Genomic DNA, 14,834 nt, shown 5'->3' with positions numbered 1-14,834 from the left:
CGTTGTAGGTCAGGTCGTAGGCGGGACGCTCATCCAGAAAATGCACGGCCCAATGCTACGTCAGCTCGCGAGCCAGGCCAGTTCCCGGACCATCAGAGTGACCAGCACCACCCGCACGAGGGACTCGCCGCCCGGTTCCTCGGCGAGGGCGCGCAGGCTGGAGGCCAGGGTGGCAAGCGCGAGGTCGTCGGCCCGGGCCGCCAGCCGGGTGCAGCGCTCCCCGGGAGCGCTCCGTCCGACCCCACGGACGGCCAGATCGGCGGCCAGTTCGAGCACGTCGCGGACCAGACGGTCCACGGCGGAGGTCGGGCCGGGTGCCGCGCCCGCAGCAGCGAGCCGGTCGAGGCCCCTGCTCAGCCATCGGTTGCGCCGCGTGGCAGCCACGGCCCCCTCGAAGTCGAGGCTCACCGCGCGCAACGTGCCACGGCTGCCGTTGACGAACACCGCCACCGGGTCCCAGCCCATGACGTTGCGGTGCACCCGGGGCACCGCAACGATGGCCTCGATCGGGCGGCCGAACTCGACCAGGTCCTGGATCCGTTCGAGCCTGCCCCGGTTCGCGCGCAGGGCAGGCGCCCTCAGCGTGAGCGTCGCTTCCCCGGACGGGACGCTCCACAGGACGGCCTGACGGGGTTCGTCGATCGTCAGCGTTCCCCTTTCATCAGGTCGCAGCAGGATCGGCCCGCCCCTTCCACCGCCGAACGGGTCGGCGGTCAGGTCGGCGAAGGCGGTGTGGGCGCCGATGGTGGCGAGCTCGTCGAGGGTGATCCGCCGCTGCGGAACGGCCCGCTCGACGGCGGTCGGGGCGACCGATCCGTCCGGCCTCAGACGCGCCTGCGGGATCCGGACCAGGTGTCCGAGCAGAGCCCGCACGGGAAGACCCCACAGCTGGACCGTGTCGAGGGAGCGGGTGAAGGTGGGGTCCTGCCCGGCGGCACGCCCGACTGTGGTGGTCAGGGAGCGGGACGAGGCGGGATCCCACAGCGCCACGTCGACCCCCCGGGACCCCGAGCCCGATTCCCACCAGGTGGCACCGAGCACGAACAGTTCCAGTTCGCCGCCGGACGTGTCGGCGGAGCGACCGGTCAGCGCGTCCGGGAACGAGTCCTCGACGGCGACGCTCAGGGCCCATGCGCGGGCGATCGACTCGAGCACCGTCGCGTCGTCTGTTCCGTCGTCGCGGCGCGAGAGCGCCTCGAGGTGACCGACCGTCGTGCCGAGCATTCCCGCGAGCCGGGGGAGCCGGGCAGCGCGGAGCTCGGTGCGCAGTTCGGTGAGGGAGGCCAGCGATGAGGGGCCGAGGTCGGCGAGGCCGTCCTCGACGATGCTGCCGAGCCAGGACCGCACGCGCCCGAGCAGGGCGACCGGGCGGTCCTCTTCGGCGCGGGACTTTGCCTCCTCCAGGAAGCGCTGCGGCCAGTCCCACCGTCGACCGGAGGCGATGAACGCCCGTGCGACGGCCTCGAGGTGCAGCGCGGACCAACGCGAGCGGGGAGCGGGGGAGGACATCCCGGCGAGTCCCTGGCCGGGCGCATAGGTCACCGGATCGGCGCCCGGCCACGCGATCCGTAGTCGGCCGTCGACCTGGGTGAGCTCCGCGCCCTCCGGTTCGGGCGACGAGGCGAGCGCCGTCCGGACGGCTGCTGCGCCTGCCTCCCGGCACCACGCGGAGGGCTCGATGGAGAGCAGGTCCTCGAGCGGGTCCGTCGCCTCGGCGTCGTCGAGTGCGGCGCTCCTGGCGAGCATCGCCGCGGTGAGGATGTGCACGCAGACTCCCGCAGCCGGGCAGGGGCAGCTCGCGGCGGCCGGCCCACGGGGGCCGATGGTGACGGCGAAGCCTCCCGTCTCGACGACCGCCGAGTCGCCCTGAACGTTGTGGAGCCGGGCGTCGGCGACCGCCTTCGCGGCACGGCGGACGAGGCCCTTGGAGGTCAGCGCGGCCAGCGCCTCGTCGTCCCAGGCGCCCCACCCCTGCAGCCAGTCGGTCACCCCATCACCTCCGCGAGCCATTCGGCGAAGCGGTCGGGGGTGAGCGCCGCGATGTGCATCCCGCGGTCGGCGAGCATGGAGGCGACCCTCCGGTCGTAGCTCGGCGTGGCCTCCTCGTCGAGCGCGGCGAGCCCGAGCAGGGTGACGCCCTGACCGTTGAGTTCGCCGACGCGTCGCATCAACTGGCTGACCGAACCGCCCTCCCCGAAGTCGCTGATCAGCGTGACGACCGTGCGTCGCGGGTTGGTGATCTTCGAGGCGGCGAGGCCGATCACGGAGGCGATGTCGGTCCCGCCGCCGAGTTGGGCGGTCATCAGGACGGCCACCGGGTCGTCGGCCAGGTGGGTGAGATCGACCACCCGCGTGTCGAACAGCAGCAGCGTCACCTCGACGCCCGGCAGTGAGGCGAGGATGCTCGCGCACACCGCGCTGTAGAGGACTGAGGAGGCCATCGACCCGCTCTGATCCACGCAGAGGATCACGTGCCAGGGCAGCCTGCGCCGCTCGCGGGAGTTGAACCGCAGGTCGCTGACCAGCAGCTTCCCCGTTTCGGGGTCGACATTGCGCAGGTTCGCGGCGATCGTGCGACGCCAGTCGAAGTTCTGCCTGACCTTCTGCTGGGAGCGGCGGAAGCGGTTGCGCCGCCCGGTCAGGTGGTTGCGGAAGCTGGTGCGCAGGCGCTCGACGATCTGCTCGACCACCTTGGAGATGATCCGACGCAGGCCCTCCTCTGTCCCGCGATCGAGTCGGCCCCTTGTGGCGAGCAGCGCCGCCCCGAGCTCCGGCGTCGGCTCAAGCTGCTCCGCCACCTCGGGGTCGCGGAGCAGTTCCGTGATGCCGTAGTCGGCGATGGCGCTGGCCTGCAGGCGCTCGAGCGTGGAGGCGGGAAACAGTTCCTTCGATCTGGCGAGCCAGGTCAGGGCCGCGATCCCCTGCGACGAGCGGCCAGCCCCCGTCCCGGAGGTGAGCAGATCACGGGAGCCGTACTCGCGGTCGAACACGAAGCCTAGCGCCGTGTCGAGGTCGGCGTCCGTGGCGGAGAGGCCGCCGCCGAGGCCGTCGTCGGCGTAGCGGCCGAGCACCAGCCGCCATCTCCGGCCTCGCTCCGCGTGGTCGCTCACGACGCCACCCATCCGGAGAGCCCCGCGTCGCGCAGGGAGTCGAGGAGGCGTCGCTCCAACTCCATGCCGGTGCGCAGCTCCGCCTCCGTGGCCGCGACCCGTGCGTCGAGTGCGACGGCGTCCACGTCACCGAGCGCCGCGACCTTCGCCGCGACCGTGGAGGTCTCGACCGGTTTGAGGTAGGTGAACGCCCGGCGCAGCTCCGGCAGGACGTCGAGGAACACCTCCGGGGAGGCGTCGAGCAGCGCCCGGTCGGCCGCCGCGAAGAGCTCGTCGGAGTGGACGAGGAGTTCGGGGGCGGCGTGCAGCATTCCGGTCAGCATCCGCGCGGCGACGCCAGGTTCGGCCCCGGGCGCGAAGCCGGCCCGGAGCTCGTGGGCGAGGTCGGAGTCCGACAGCTCGCCGGCCGCGACCCCCACCGCGAGCGCGGCTCCGCGGACGGCAGGCGCCGTGTCCGGGTGGCGCAGGCGGCGCAGCGCCTCGCCAAGCGGTGCCGGATCGACGCCGTCGACCCCGTCGAGGTCGCGCAGCAACCGCCTGACCGCCACGAGCTGTCCGACGGCGTCAACCTCATTCTCGCGGCGGACGGAGGCGAGGTCGGGAAGCAGGTAGGCCGCCTGGGCCACGGCCCCTCCGAGCAGCGGAAGGACCTGTTCCGGCCTCCGCAGCCGCAGCATCGACTGGGCCCGATGCAGGTTCAGCAGCCGGGTGCCGGTGGCGAGCACGGAGCCGAGCGCCGGATCCTGGTCGATGAGGGAGGCGAGCACGCGGAGCAGGTCCTCCACCCGATCGTCCTGCCCGGTCAGGGCGGCGCGGACGAGCAGGTCGGTGACCGGCGCGGACTCGCGGGCACCCTCCAGTTCCTCCAGCAGGGTGCCGAGTGTCGTCGCCGCAGCCGCGGTGAGGGTCGCGCCACGGGTCATCAGGGCGGCGAGCGCAGCCTCCACGGCCGGGGTCCAGTGGTAGTCCCAGCGCTCGGTGAGAAACTGGGCGCCCACCCCTGCGATCAGGTCGGGGCCGCTCACCCGACGGGCGAACGGCACCCCGAGCAGCCCGAGGAGGTGCAGGAACCGGCTCCTGGTGCGCGCCCGATCGCTGCGCGCGATGTCCAGCGTGGTCGAATGCGGGGCGGCGTCGTCGATCACGAGCCGCAGCGAGCGGGCCGTCTCCCTGGCCTCCGACACGATGGGGGGCGTGCGGCTGCCGCTCGCCACGCTCCCCGGTACCCGCACCGCGAGCTCGTGGGCGACGGCGTCGCGGAGGGAAGGGCTGACCGCCTCGTCGACGAGACACGAGGTGATGGCGTCGAGGACGTCGGTACGCGAAGGCCAGGGATGCCCGCGCAGCTCCGCGAGTCGACGGGCCTGCAGGACGGCCTCCTGCACAGAGGCGAAGCTGATCGGCGCGTCCGCCTCTGCCTGGTTCGCCCTCGCGACGACGTCGAGGATGAAGCCCGTCGCCACCTGACCCCGATCCGCTCCCGTGTCCCAGATCCGTTGCCAGAAGCTCGGCGCAGGCATCCCGGCCGAGTAGCCCCGCAGGCCGTCGAGGTCGGCGTGTGTGATGGGCACCACCCACGACTCCGCCGCGGCCGGCGAGGATCCGGCGTCGTTGGCGGGCAGCTCGGGCCGCCCCGGCAGGTCGGCGAGCCCCTCGACGAGGGCGAGGGTGTGGAACGCCCCGGTGACCACGACCAGCGGGCCCTCCACCCGGTCGCGCCAGGCGCGGATCGTCTCAATCATGCGGGCCTCGCGCCGCAGCGACCCTTCACCCGCGAGCACCTCGGGTTCGTAGTCGAGCCGCGCGAGGGCGCTCCAGACGAAGACCTCGTCCAGCAGCGCCGTCGGCTCGGCGTCGTCGCGCACCTCGAACAGGTGTTCCCACAGCTCGTCGTGGTCGCGGCAGCCGAGCCGCACAGCCAGGTCGGCGACGGTGCGGCTCTGCGCGAGGTAGCGCTCCGACTGGAGGACCCGACTCTCGTCGTCGAGCTCGGGTCGATCCTGCTCATCCAGATCGATGAAGCCGACGGGCACACCCAGCTCGCCCGCCCTCCGCAGCGCCACCCATTCGGGAGAGAAGTCGGCCATCGGATAAAGGGACGAGGCCCGTCCGCGCCCCTCGCCGCGCACCGTGAGTACGGCCACAGGCGGTGACGTCTCCTCGGACTGGAGATCGTCGAGGAGCGAGTCGTAGTGCCGGGGGCCCTCGATCAACACCGCGGCAGGGGAGACGGCGTCGATCAGGGACGCCGCTGCCCGCGCGCACGCGGGGGAGTGGTGGCGCACGGGGACGAAGTGGATGCCGTCGGAGGCGAGGGCGTCGCGCGCCCTCCGTGCCGCGGTGAGGCGCTCGTCCACGTCAGCTCCATGCGGAGCGGGCCGCGCCGAGGAACTCCCGCCACCGCGGATCGCCGCCCGCCCGTTCGCGGACCACGTTGTCGACCCAGTAGCGCAGCCTGTCCCGGTCCTCCGTCGAGTCCTTGAGCGCCACACCGGCGAGAGCCCGTGCCACCTCGGCCGCGCCCATCCGGCCGTCGCCGAAGTAGGCGGCCTCCAGGGTGGCTGCGTGAGCCACATTGACGGCCTCCGCCGTCGACATCACCGTCTCTGGCCGCTTGAGCGGGACCCCGTCGGCGGTGCGCCCGCTGCGCAGTTCACGGAAGGCGGTGACGAGCAGGTCGATCACCTCGCGCGGGGCCTCGACCTCCTGCCCGGAGCCCTCGAGCGCAGCGCGGAGCTGGCGCTCGACCAGTTCCACCTCGAAGGCGCGCTCGGCGATGGGGCGGACCGTCTCGAAGTTGAAGCGGCGCTTGAGCGCGGAGGACATCTCGTTGACGCCGCGGTCGCGCAGGTTCGCCGTCGCGATCAGGTTGAATCCCGGCTGGGCGGCGACGAGGGCGTCGGGACCCAGCTCGGGGACCATGAGCTGTTTCTCGGAGAGCAGGCTGACCAGCGTGTCCTGGATCTCAGGGGCGGTTCTGGTGATCTCCTCCACCCGGACGATCTGTCCGGCCTCCATGGCCTGGTAGACAGGCGAGCGCACAAGCGACCTCTCGGTCGGCCCTTCGGCGAGCAGGAGCGCGTAGTTCCACGAGTACCGCAGGTGATCCTCGGTGGTGCCTGCGGTGCCCTGCACGGTCAGGTTCGAGTTCCCGCTGACGGCGGCGGCCAACAGCTCCGAGAGCATCGACTTCGCGGTGCCGGGTTCGCCGACCAGCATTAGGGCCTGCCTGCCGAGCAGGGTCACCACTGCGCGGTCGACGAGGGGGTCGTCCCCGTAGAACTTCCGGCTGACTCCGAGCTTCTCGTCGCCGACGATGAAGGCCCGCACCGCGCGCGGGCTCAGCCGCCACCCCGGGGGCAGAGGTCTGCCGAGCTGCTCGTCCTGCCCGCGCAGGAGTTCCAGTTCGTCGGCGTACCTGGACTCGGCAGGCACCCGGAGGCCCGCCATCAGAACGCCGCCTTCGACTGCCAGTCCCCGTCGAAGATCCCGGCATCGCCGATGTACTCGTAGTCGGCGACCGACTCGGCGAGCAGGATGGGCGGCACCTCGCCGAGCGGCCTGTGCTTGCCGGAGCGAAGGGGCTCGAAGGTGAGCATCGTGACGGCGGCCGGGATCTGTTCCTCCGGCAGGTAGGAACCGGTGAAGCTGACCACGGCGGCGAGCCCGGCACTCGGGTACTCGCGCCGGTACTCGGAGAACCAGCCGCCGTCCTCGGCCTGGCTGCGCGTGTAGCCGCGCTTGGTGGCCCGGCCACGGATGGCGAACGAGTCGCTCAGCCAGCCGAGCCGCGAGTCGATCTTGACCGCCTCGCCGGGGTACTGCCCGACGGGCGTGTCGAACTGGCCGAACAGTGGGGTGGCTTCGTAGTCCTCGAGGTGGGAGCGCCAGGCCTGGGCCGCCTCAGGGGTCACCGTGGCGGCATGGGCGAGGCGGACCTCCGCGTCATCGGGCAGAGCGAAGGTGTCGTCGTAGATGCCGATCAGCTCGCCCTCGGGCGTGAGCCGGAACAGGGCGTCCGCGCCGGCCGGGGCCTCGGAGGCGCCCACCTGCCAGACGAGCCCCGTGATCAGCTGGGAGAGCACCGGGTGGCCTGCGATGAGTTCCTTCCACTGGGCAGCGGTCCAGCTCCGCTGGAGGCACATCGCCTCGAAGAGGCGGCCGGACTGCACGTCGACGAGCTGCCGCAGTTCCTTCTTCGAGGCCGTCAGCTGCTTCTTCGTCTCCTTGACGAGCTCCTCGTCGTCGGCCTTCGCGGCCGCGGGAAGGGACTTGACCTGCTTCCCGTCGGGGGTGGAGAGGTCGATCTGCCACGCCCCCTTCGGACTGCGACCGATCCGGCCGAGGAACTCGCGGGGTCCGTAGTCGAGGTGGAGCAGCCCGTCGTCGTCGAAACCGGCGGTCGGGATGGTGCGGTCGGCCAGTTCCTCGGCGGACCAGCCGCGTCGCTCCGCGATCGCCTCGATCAGCTCGCCAGCCTTCTCCTGAACCGAGCGCTGCCTGAACCGCCGCGCCACCTGGAGCACCAGCTGGATGGCGGCCGGGTCGTCGTTGCCGGAGGCGGCGGTGACGAGGGCCTCGATCTGGGCGCGGCGGCCTGCGTGGTTGCGGATGTAGCCGGTCGTCGCGCTGTGCACGACATGCCCCCGGGCGCCGACGCTCAGGGCGAGGATGCCCTTGGTTTCGATTGCCGACCCGACGTACTCCGCGGCCTTGTCTCGGCGCAGCTCCTCGAAGATCTGCTCCTTCGGCTTGGCGGCCTGGGCCTGGATCCACTCGTTGCGTCGGTCACGCCTGGCCCAGTGCTGGTAGCGGTCGTACTCCTGATCGACCCGCCCTGCAGCGTAGGCGCGGGCCTCCTCGTCGGAGGGTCCGACGGTGTCGTGGGCGATCCAGGCGTGCAGGACGAACTCGCCGAGCTCCTGCTGGGAATCCTCGTCGAGCAGGCCGATGTAGATGGGGAGCAGGCCCGAGCCGAGTGGGTCCTTCAGCTTGGTCGCCAGGCGGAGCCACCACACGACGATGTCGCGCTCGACCGGGGACCCGTCGGCCCATCGGACCTGGGGGAGCGACTCGACGGGGAACCAGGCCAGCGCGGCCGGGGGCTTTGCCTTGATGCCCTTCGCGGCCTCGGCGGCGAGCTTGTCCTTGCGCAGGTCGTCGGCCAGATCCTGGCCGAGGCGGCTGAGGGAGCCGAGCATCGCCGCCATCGCCGTCTCGCGCTTCTCCTTGGCCAGCGCCGCCCGCAAGGGCGCCACGGCCTCCTCCGAGCCGAGCCGGGCAAGCCAGTCTGCCGCCGCGGCGCGCACCTCGGCGCGCGAGTCGGTCAGCCCACGTGAGGCGATCTCGCCCACGTTCGACAGATTCGCCAGCGCCTCCTGCGCGAGGAGCCGGTGCGACTTGGCCGTGCCGAGCGCGATCTCGGTGAGCCTCGCCACGTAGCGTTGGGGCAGGCTGGGGAATGCCTTCAGGATCTCGATGGCCGTCGTGAGGTCGTAGCTGGTGTTGAAGTGACTCGTCGAGGGCGCATCGGAGTCGAGGCCAAGCGCCCCGTCCAGCCCCTGCGGGTGCTCGACGAAGAACGGCCAGACATCCTCCGGGTCGTGCGCATTGCTCCACGTGAACACGAGCATCGCGATGAACTCCTCCGCAGTGACCTCGATGACGTCGGTACGGGTCGTGGCGTCTTCGGGGTCGGCGCGTTCGATCGCATCGAGCATGGCCCGCAGGTCCAGGCCGACTGCGTGAGGGCGGAGGCGCCAGTTGAGTCCGTACAGCCGGACAAGGCGGGGGAGGGGGAGGCTGTCTGTGGGAACCAGGGCCGACTGGAGGACCGCATCCAGGTCCGTGGGTGCATGCTGCGCGCCATTGAGGTACGCGCGCAACTTCTCGAACCAGCGTCGGTCGAGTCGGGAGGCCAACGCCAGCCTGTCGCGCAGGTTGCGTGCATGCCAGCCGCGCTGCTCAGCCTCGGGAACCTCCGCGAGCTGCTCATCGGCCTTCTGGATCACCCCGGCGATGTGGGCCAGCGCCTCCTCGACGAAATCGGCTCCGAGTTCGGCATCGGGCACGGGTTCCCAGGGCGGCAGGTCCAGGTCCGTCTCCCGCCCGGCCGAGACGTCTGAGAGCCGCACGAGCGCGGCCTCGATCAGCTGCCTCTTCTTCGCGTTCTTCTCGTTCGCCGGGAGCGACTCGAGCGCGGCCCTGGCAGGTGCGTCGCCGAAGCGGACCAGCAGGTCGAGGGCAGACTCGATCTGCCCTGCGGGCGTGGACTCGATCACGCGGGTCAGCAGGGTGGCGCGCGCCTGTGGATCCAGCTTCGCGACGGCCCCCCCTGCGGCGGTGCGCACGCCCTTCGACGTGTCGCGCATGGCGAGGGGGAGCAGGCCTTCGAGCGCTGCGTCGAGCGAAGGATCGGCCTCGACCTTTGCGAGGAAGGCCAGCTTGTCGTCTGCCGGTGCGTCCTTGAAGGTCTGGATCATCAGGTCGCGATGCTCGCGCGCGAACTCGAGGGTGCCCCCGATCGCCGGGTGCCGGCGCGACTCCCAGCTGACCACCGGTGCTGAGCGGATGATCAGCTGAGCAGTCGCGGTGGCGATCTCGGTCCCGTCCCTTCCGTCGGCCTCCATCAGGGCGCGGATCCTGGAGACGTCCCAGGCGGTGGCCCTGCGCGGCGGCGCCTTCGGGGAGTCGCGCTGCGAGGTGCCCCACAAGGCGTTGAGCCAGTCGGGGACGGCGTCGGCGGCGGTCAGGTTGGGGGCCTCCTGCGCGGCGGCCAGCACACGACCGAGCCGGACGCTCTGTTCCGCGGTCAGGGCATCGTGGTCACCGAGGAGGATGAACATCGCGTCATGGCAGTCGGGGAGTCCGTCGCGGCCATCCAGTGCCTTCTTCACCCGTGCGTTGAGATCGTTGCGGTAGTAGGGCCAGCGGCCCGCTCCCGGGTCGCCGAGCAGGTCGCGCACCTCGTTGTCGACGCTCGACTGGAATTCGAGCAGCGCCTCGGCTGGCAGTCCGGTGGTGACGTAGTTCAGCGTCGACTTCATGAGCTCGGGGCTCTTCAGGCTGAGTACCAGCAGCGCGGCCTCGAGTTCCTTCGGCGGCCGGCTGGCACCCCCAGCATTGAACAGCTTCGTCAGTCGTTCGAACACCATCTCGCGTGCATCCTCTCCGTCGGTTGCGCGGCCGCATCCGTGCTGGCCAGTGCGCAACAACCTATTGCATGGACCGTGCACGGGAACCCACCCGCGACGGGAACGGCGAGAGGGGCCCGGCCTGTGCCGGACCCCTCTCGTTTCGGGTGTCAGTGGGTGGGAGCCCTGTCGTCGTCCCTGCGACCGTCGAGCTGACGCTCCGCGTCCTCGCCCTCGGGCAGTTCGCGCCGCGGCTCGTCGCCGTGGTGGGCCGCCTCCTCGAGTTCGTGGGAGGTCGGCTTCGGGATCTCCGAGCCGAGGAACCAGCGCGAGGCGCGGGCCCGGAACTTGCTGACCTTCTGTTTCTTGGCGACGCCCGCGCCGTCGGTCTCCGCAGAGGCCTCGAGCGGGGTGTGCTGCAGGTGCTGGGTGAGCAGGAACTGCTCGTCCTCGGACAGCGGCAGGTGACCCTCGGAGTAACCGCCCTCGGGCGACCGCACGATGACGCCGTCCTCGGAGCCGTGCAGGGCACGCTCGCGGTCAGCGCGCTGCAGCGAGAGGCAGATGCGCTTGGTGATGATGAACGCGATCACTGGGGCGACGAAGATCGCGACCCGCATGAAGATCGTGATGGCGTTCAGGCTGAGGTGGAACCTGGTGGCGAGGATGTCATTGCCTCCGGAGAGCCAGAACATCGCGTAGCAGGTGATGCCCGCCACACCGAAGGCGGTGCGCGTCGGGGCGTTGCGGGGACGGTCGAGCAGGTGATGCTCGCGCTTGTCACCCGTGAGCCAGGCCTCGATGAACGGCCAGGCGGCCAGCAGGCCGAACAGCAGCCCCATCAGGCCGACGCCCGGCAGGAAGACCGCCCACGACCAGGTGGTCGATCCCCAGTGCGACTCCCAGTTCGGCATGATGCGGATGGCGCCCTCGACCCAGCCCATGTACCAGTCGGGCTGCGAACCCGCGGTCACCTTCGCCGGGTCGTAGGGGCCGTAGGTCCACACCGGGTTGATCTGGAAGAGGCCGCCCATCAGGACGAGCAGGCCGAACACGATGAAGAAGAAGCCGCCGGCCTTCGCCATGTAGACGGGGAAGAGCGGGTAGCCGACGACGTTGTTCTCTGTGCGGCCGGGACCTGGGTACTGGGTGTGCTTGTAGTAGACCACCAGCGCGAGGTGCGCGGCGACGAGGCCGAGCAGCAGGCCGGGGATCAGCAGGATGTGCACCATGTACAGGCGGGGGATCACCAGGTCGCCCGGGTACTGGCCGCCGAAGACGAAGAACTCGGCCCAGGTGCCGATCAGCGGGATCGAGCGGATCAGGCCGTCGACGAAGCGCAGGCCGGTGCCCGAGAGCAGGTCGTCGGGCAGCGAGTAGCCTGCGAAGCCCGCGATCAGCGACATCGACATCAGGCCGACGCCGATCAGCCAGTTGACCTCACGCGGCTTGCGGAACGCGCCCGTGAAGAACACGCGGAGCATGTGTACGAAGGCCGCCGCGACGAACAGCAGCGCGGCCCAGTGGTGGATCTGGCGCACGAGCAGCCCGCCGCGCACGTCGAAGCTGATGTGCAGCGTCGAGGCGAAGGCCTCGGAGACGGGCATGCCCTTGAGCAGCTGGTAGGAGCCGTCGTACTCGATCTCGGCCATCGACGGCTTGAACCAGATGGTGAGGAACACGCCGGTCAGTAGCAGCACCACGAAGGAGTACAGGGCGATCTCGCCGAGCAGGAACGACCAGTGGTCGGGGAAGATCTTGCGCAGCCCGAACCGGCCGATCTTGGCAAGACCGGTGCGCTCGTCGGCCCAGTTCAGCGGGCCGCTCGAGGGGAACGACGACTTCTTCTCTGGTTCGCGGGCCTCGACCTCGGGCGAGGTTTCGACGACGCTGGTGGGCTTAGCCATCAGTTGTCACCTTTCACGAAGTCGTGGCGCGAGTCGCGCTCGAAGAAGCTGGGGCCGACGGGGACGGTGAAGTCGCCCTTGGCGATGAGGTAACCCTCGTCGTCGACCTCGATGGGCAGCTGCGGAAGCGACCGCGCGGCGGGGCCGAAGACGACGACACCGGAGTCGCCCAGGTCGAAGGTCGACTGATGGCAGGGGCAGAGCAGGTGGTGCGTCTGCCGCTCCCACAGCGAGATCGGGCAGCCGACGTGGGTGCAGATCTTGGAGTAGGCGAGGATGCCGGCGACCTGCCAGTCCTTGCGGGACTCGGGGATCTTGATCGAGGCCGGATCCATCCGCACCACGATGATCGAGGCCTTCGCCTTCTCGATCATGAGGTCCTTGCCGTGCAGGTCGAGCAGGTTCTCGGGCTGGGCGTTGACCAGCTGGCCGATCTCCAGGTCCTCGGCGCGCAGGGGGAGCCAGTTCTCGTCGTTGACGAGGCGGATGCCGACGGGCTTGCCGTCCTCCTCGGGCTGGTCGGCCCAGATGGTGCGCTCGATGGTGCGCGCGCGCACGGCCTTCGTGGGCCAGGGGCCCATGTCGGCGAGCAGCACCACGGCGGGCACGATCGAGATGCCGACGGCGCCACCGACGGCCCCGAGCAGCAGCTTGCGGCGCTTGACGCCGGACTGCTCGACACCGTCGGCGAACTGCTCGACGACGACCTCGCGGTCCTCCGCGCTCGAGGCGGCCGTGTGGCGCAGTTCGACGCTCTCGTGGTCGCCCATGAGCACGCGGGCCCACTGGATCACCGCGACGCCGATCAGCACGACGGCGAGGCCGCCGGTGAGGCCGAGGAAGACGTTCTGGGCGTTGGCCTTCAGCCAGCCGAAGTCGATGTAGGCGTCACGTGGAACGGCGAAGTAGATCACCACGAAGGCGATCGCGAGCACCGGAACCGCGGCGAGCATCATGAGGATGGCGGCGTAGGCACGGTTGCCCGCACCCTTGTCGACGTCGGTGTAGCGCTCGATGTGCTCCTCGACGCCCGGATTGGCCACCACGTGGCCGAGTTCGGGATCCTTGACGGGGAGGTTGTCGTGGCTCATCGGGCGCGTGCCCCCTTCTTGGCGATCCAAGTGGCGACGATGGCGAGGCCGCCGATTCCGACGATGAAGATCCAGAAGCCCTCGGAGACGGGGCCTGCCTCACCCATGGTCAGGCCGCCGTAGTTGGGCTGCTCGTGGGCCTCGTCGAGGTATCCGATGATCTCGCGGACACTCTGGTCGGGCATGACCTTCTGGGAGAAGGTCGGCATCTGCTGGGGACCTGTGCGGACGGCCTCCCAGATGTGCGCCTCGTCGGTGTTGACGAGGGAGGGCGCGTACTCGCCGTTGGGCATGGCGCCGCCGCCGCCGACGATGCCGTGGCAGGCAGAGCAGTTGGCGCGGAAGAGCGCGCCGCCTCGGGCGATCTCCTCCTCGGTCAGGCCCTCGGGGGAGTACTGCTCCTTCTTCGGGACCGCCGGGCCGGGGGCGAGTGACGCGATGTAGGCCCCGACGGAGTCGATCTGCTCCTGGGTGTAGTTGACCTTGCGGGCGGGCAGCTGGGCCTCCTGGCGGGCCGCGGGCATGCGCCCGGTGCCCATCTGGAAGTCGACCGATGCGGCGCCGACGCCGATCAGGGACGGGCCCTGCGAGGTGCCCTCGGCGCCGAGGCCGTGGCAGGAGGAGCAGGTCAGATCGAACAGGGCCTTGCCCTCCTCGATCTGCTGGGTCATCTCGGTCTCCGCCGACGAGCGCTGCGGATTGACCCCCGCGTACCCGAGGCCGATGACCACGAGCGCCAGGATCAGCAGCGCGGGCCGAGCGATTGAGTGCCGCCGGAAGGATGTGAGGAATTTCACGAGTCAGTCTCCAGGAACGTGTCTAGCGGAGGAAGTAGAGGACGCCGAACAGCAGGATCCAGATGACGTCGACGAAGTGCCAGTAGTAGGACACGACGTGGGCGCCGACCGTCTGCTCGTGGGTGTGGGTGCGGGTCATGTAGGAGCGTGCCAGGACGTACCACATGGCGACGACGCCGCCGATGACGTGCAGTCCGTGGAAACCCGTGGCCAGGAAGAACAGGGACCAGTACTGGTTGGTCTGGATGGTGAAGCCCTCGTTGAAGAGGGTGAAGTACTCCCACACCTGCCCGGCGACGAAGATCGAACCGAGCGCGATGGTGACGATGAAGCCCTGCCGCATGCCCCACTTGGCCGGGTTCAGCCATGAACCCTCGACCCTGCGCGCCTCCGCTGCGTTTGCCGCGATCTGGCAGGTCACCGAGGACAGCACGAGGATCGCGGTGTTGATGCTGGCGAACACCACGTCGAGATGCGCACTCTCGGTCGCCCACAAAGACGTCGCGCCTGCGGCCGCCGCGGCATCGTTGGTGATGCTGCGGGTCCAGAAGTAGGCGGCGAACACGGCACCGAAGAACATCAGCTCGCTCGCGAGCCACACGATGACGCCGACAGATACCGTGTCGGGGCGCCCCGCGGGCTTGTTGAGTCGGGCGGAGGGGACCTTGTGGATCGCTCCGCTCGGCAGCTCTGCCGGTGCAGTCAGGGTTTCATGATTGGTGGCCACGGGGTCATTATTGCCGCAAAAGCCGAGGAGGTCACGCCAGCGGTGAAAGTTTGAAAGACCCCCCTGTAG

Annotated in this window: 9 protein-coding genes; all 9 read right to left on the bottom strand. The window is 70.2% G+C overall.

Going from position 1 to position 14,834, the window contains the following annotated elements; all coding sequences use genetic code 11:
- Positions 1-60 precede the first annotated feature (60 nt).
- Positions 61-1,989 carry a hypothetical protein gene (locus BW733_RS02375; protein WP_077347568.1) on the bottom strand — a complete coding sequence of 643 codons (1,929 nt, stop codon included), beginning with the start codon at positions 1,987-1,989 and terminating at the stop codon, positions 61-63.
- On the bottom strand, positions 1,986-3,110 hold the full coding sequence (locus BW733_RS02370) for a VWA domain-containing protein (RefSeq protein ID WP_202970262.1): 1,125 nt from the start codon (positions 3,108-3,110) through the stop codon (positions 1,986-1,988). The genes BW733_RS02375 and BW733_RS02370 overlap by 4 nt, the downstream gene beginning before the upstream one ends.
- Positions 3,107-5,467 (bottom strand): DUF5682 family protein, encoded by a 2,361-nt coding sequence (locus BW733_RS02365; protein WP_077347564.1) that lies wholly within the window; start codon positions 5,465-5,467, stop codon positions 3,107-3,109. The genes BW733_RS02370 and BW733_RS02365 overlap by 4 nt, the downstream gene beginning before the upstream one ends.
- Position 5,468: 1 nt before the next feature.
- Positions 5,469-6,560, bottom strand: a complete 1,092-nt coding sequence (locus BW733_RS02360; protein WP_077347562.1) for an ATP-binding protein — start codon at positions 6,558-6,560, stop codon at positions 5,469-5,471.
- Positions 6,560-10,264, bottom strand: a complete 3,705-nt coding sequence (locus BW733_RS02355) for a DUF4132 domain-containing protein (RefSeq protein WP_077347560.1) — start codon at positions 10,262-10,264, stop codon at positions 6,560-6,562. The genes BW733_RS02360 and BW733_RS02355 overlap by 1 nt, the downstream gene beginning before the upstream one ends.
- Positions 10,265-10,413: 149 nt before the next feature.
- Positions 10,414-12,150: a cytochrome bc1 complex cytochrome b subunit gene (qcrB, locus tag BW733_RS02350; RefSeq protein ID WP_077347558.1), complete on the bottom strand. Its 1,737-nt coding sequence runs from the start codon at positions 12,148-12,150 to the stop codon at positions 10,414-10,416.
- The gene (gene qcrA, locus BW733_RS02345; RefSeq protein WP_077347556.1) at positions 12,150-13,241 is read right to left on the bottom strand and encodes a cytochrome bc1 complex Rieske iron-sulfur subunit; all 1,092 of its coding nucleotides are present in this window, start codon (positions 13,239-13,241) and stop codon (positions 12,150-12,152) included. The genes qcrB and qcrA overlap by 1 nt, the downstream gene beginning before the upstream one ends.
- A complete protein-coding gene (gene qcrC / locus BW733_RS02340; protein WP_077347554.1) occupies positions 13,238-14,038 on the bottom strand; it encodes a cytochrome bc1 complex diheme cytochrome c subunit in 801 nt (266 codons plus the stop codon). Before qcrC ends, qcrA begins: the two co-directional genes overlap by 4 nt.
- 22 nt (positions 14,039-14,060) lie before the next feature.
- On the bottom strand, positions 14,061-14,765 hold the full coding sequence (ctaE, locus tag BW733_RS02335) for an aa3-type cytochrome oxidase subunit III (protein WP_077347552.1): 705 nt from the start codon (positions 14,763-14,765) through the stop codon (positions 14,061-14,063).
- Positions 14,766-14,834: the final 69 nt, after the last annotated feature.

It is taken from the genome of Tessaracoccus flavescens, assembly GCF_001998865.1.
Classification (GTDB): domain Bacteria; phylum Actinomycetota; class Actinomycetes; order Propionibacteriales; family Propionibacteriaceae; genus Arachnia; species Arachnia flavescens.
The sequence above is the reverse complement of the archived record's forward strand: the minus strand, read 5'-3'. Positions and strand labels throughout refer to the sequence as shown.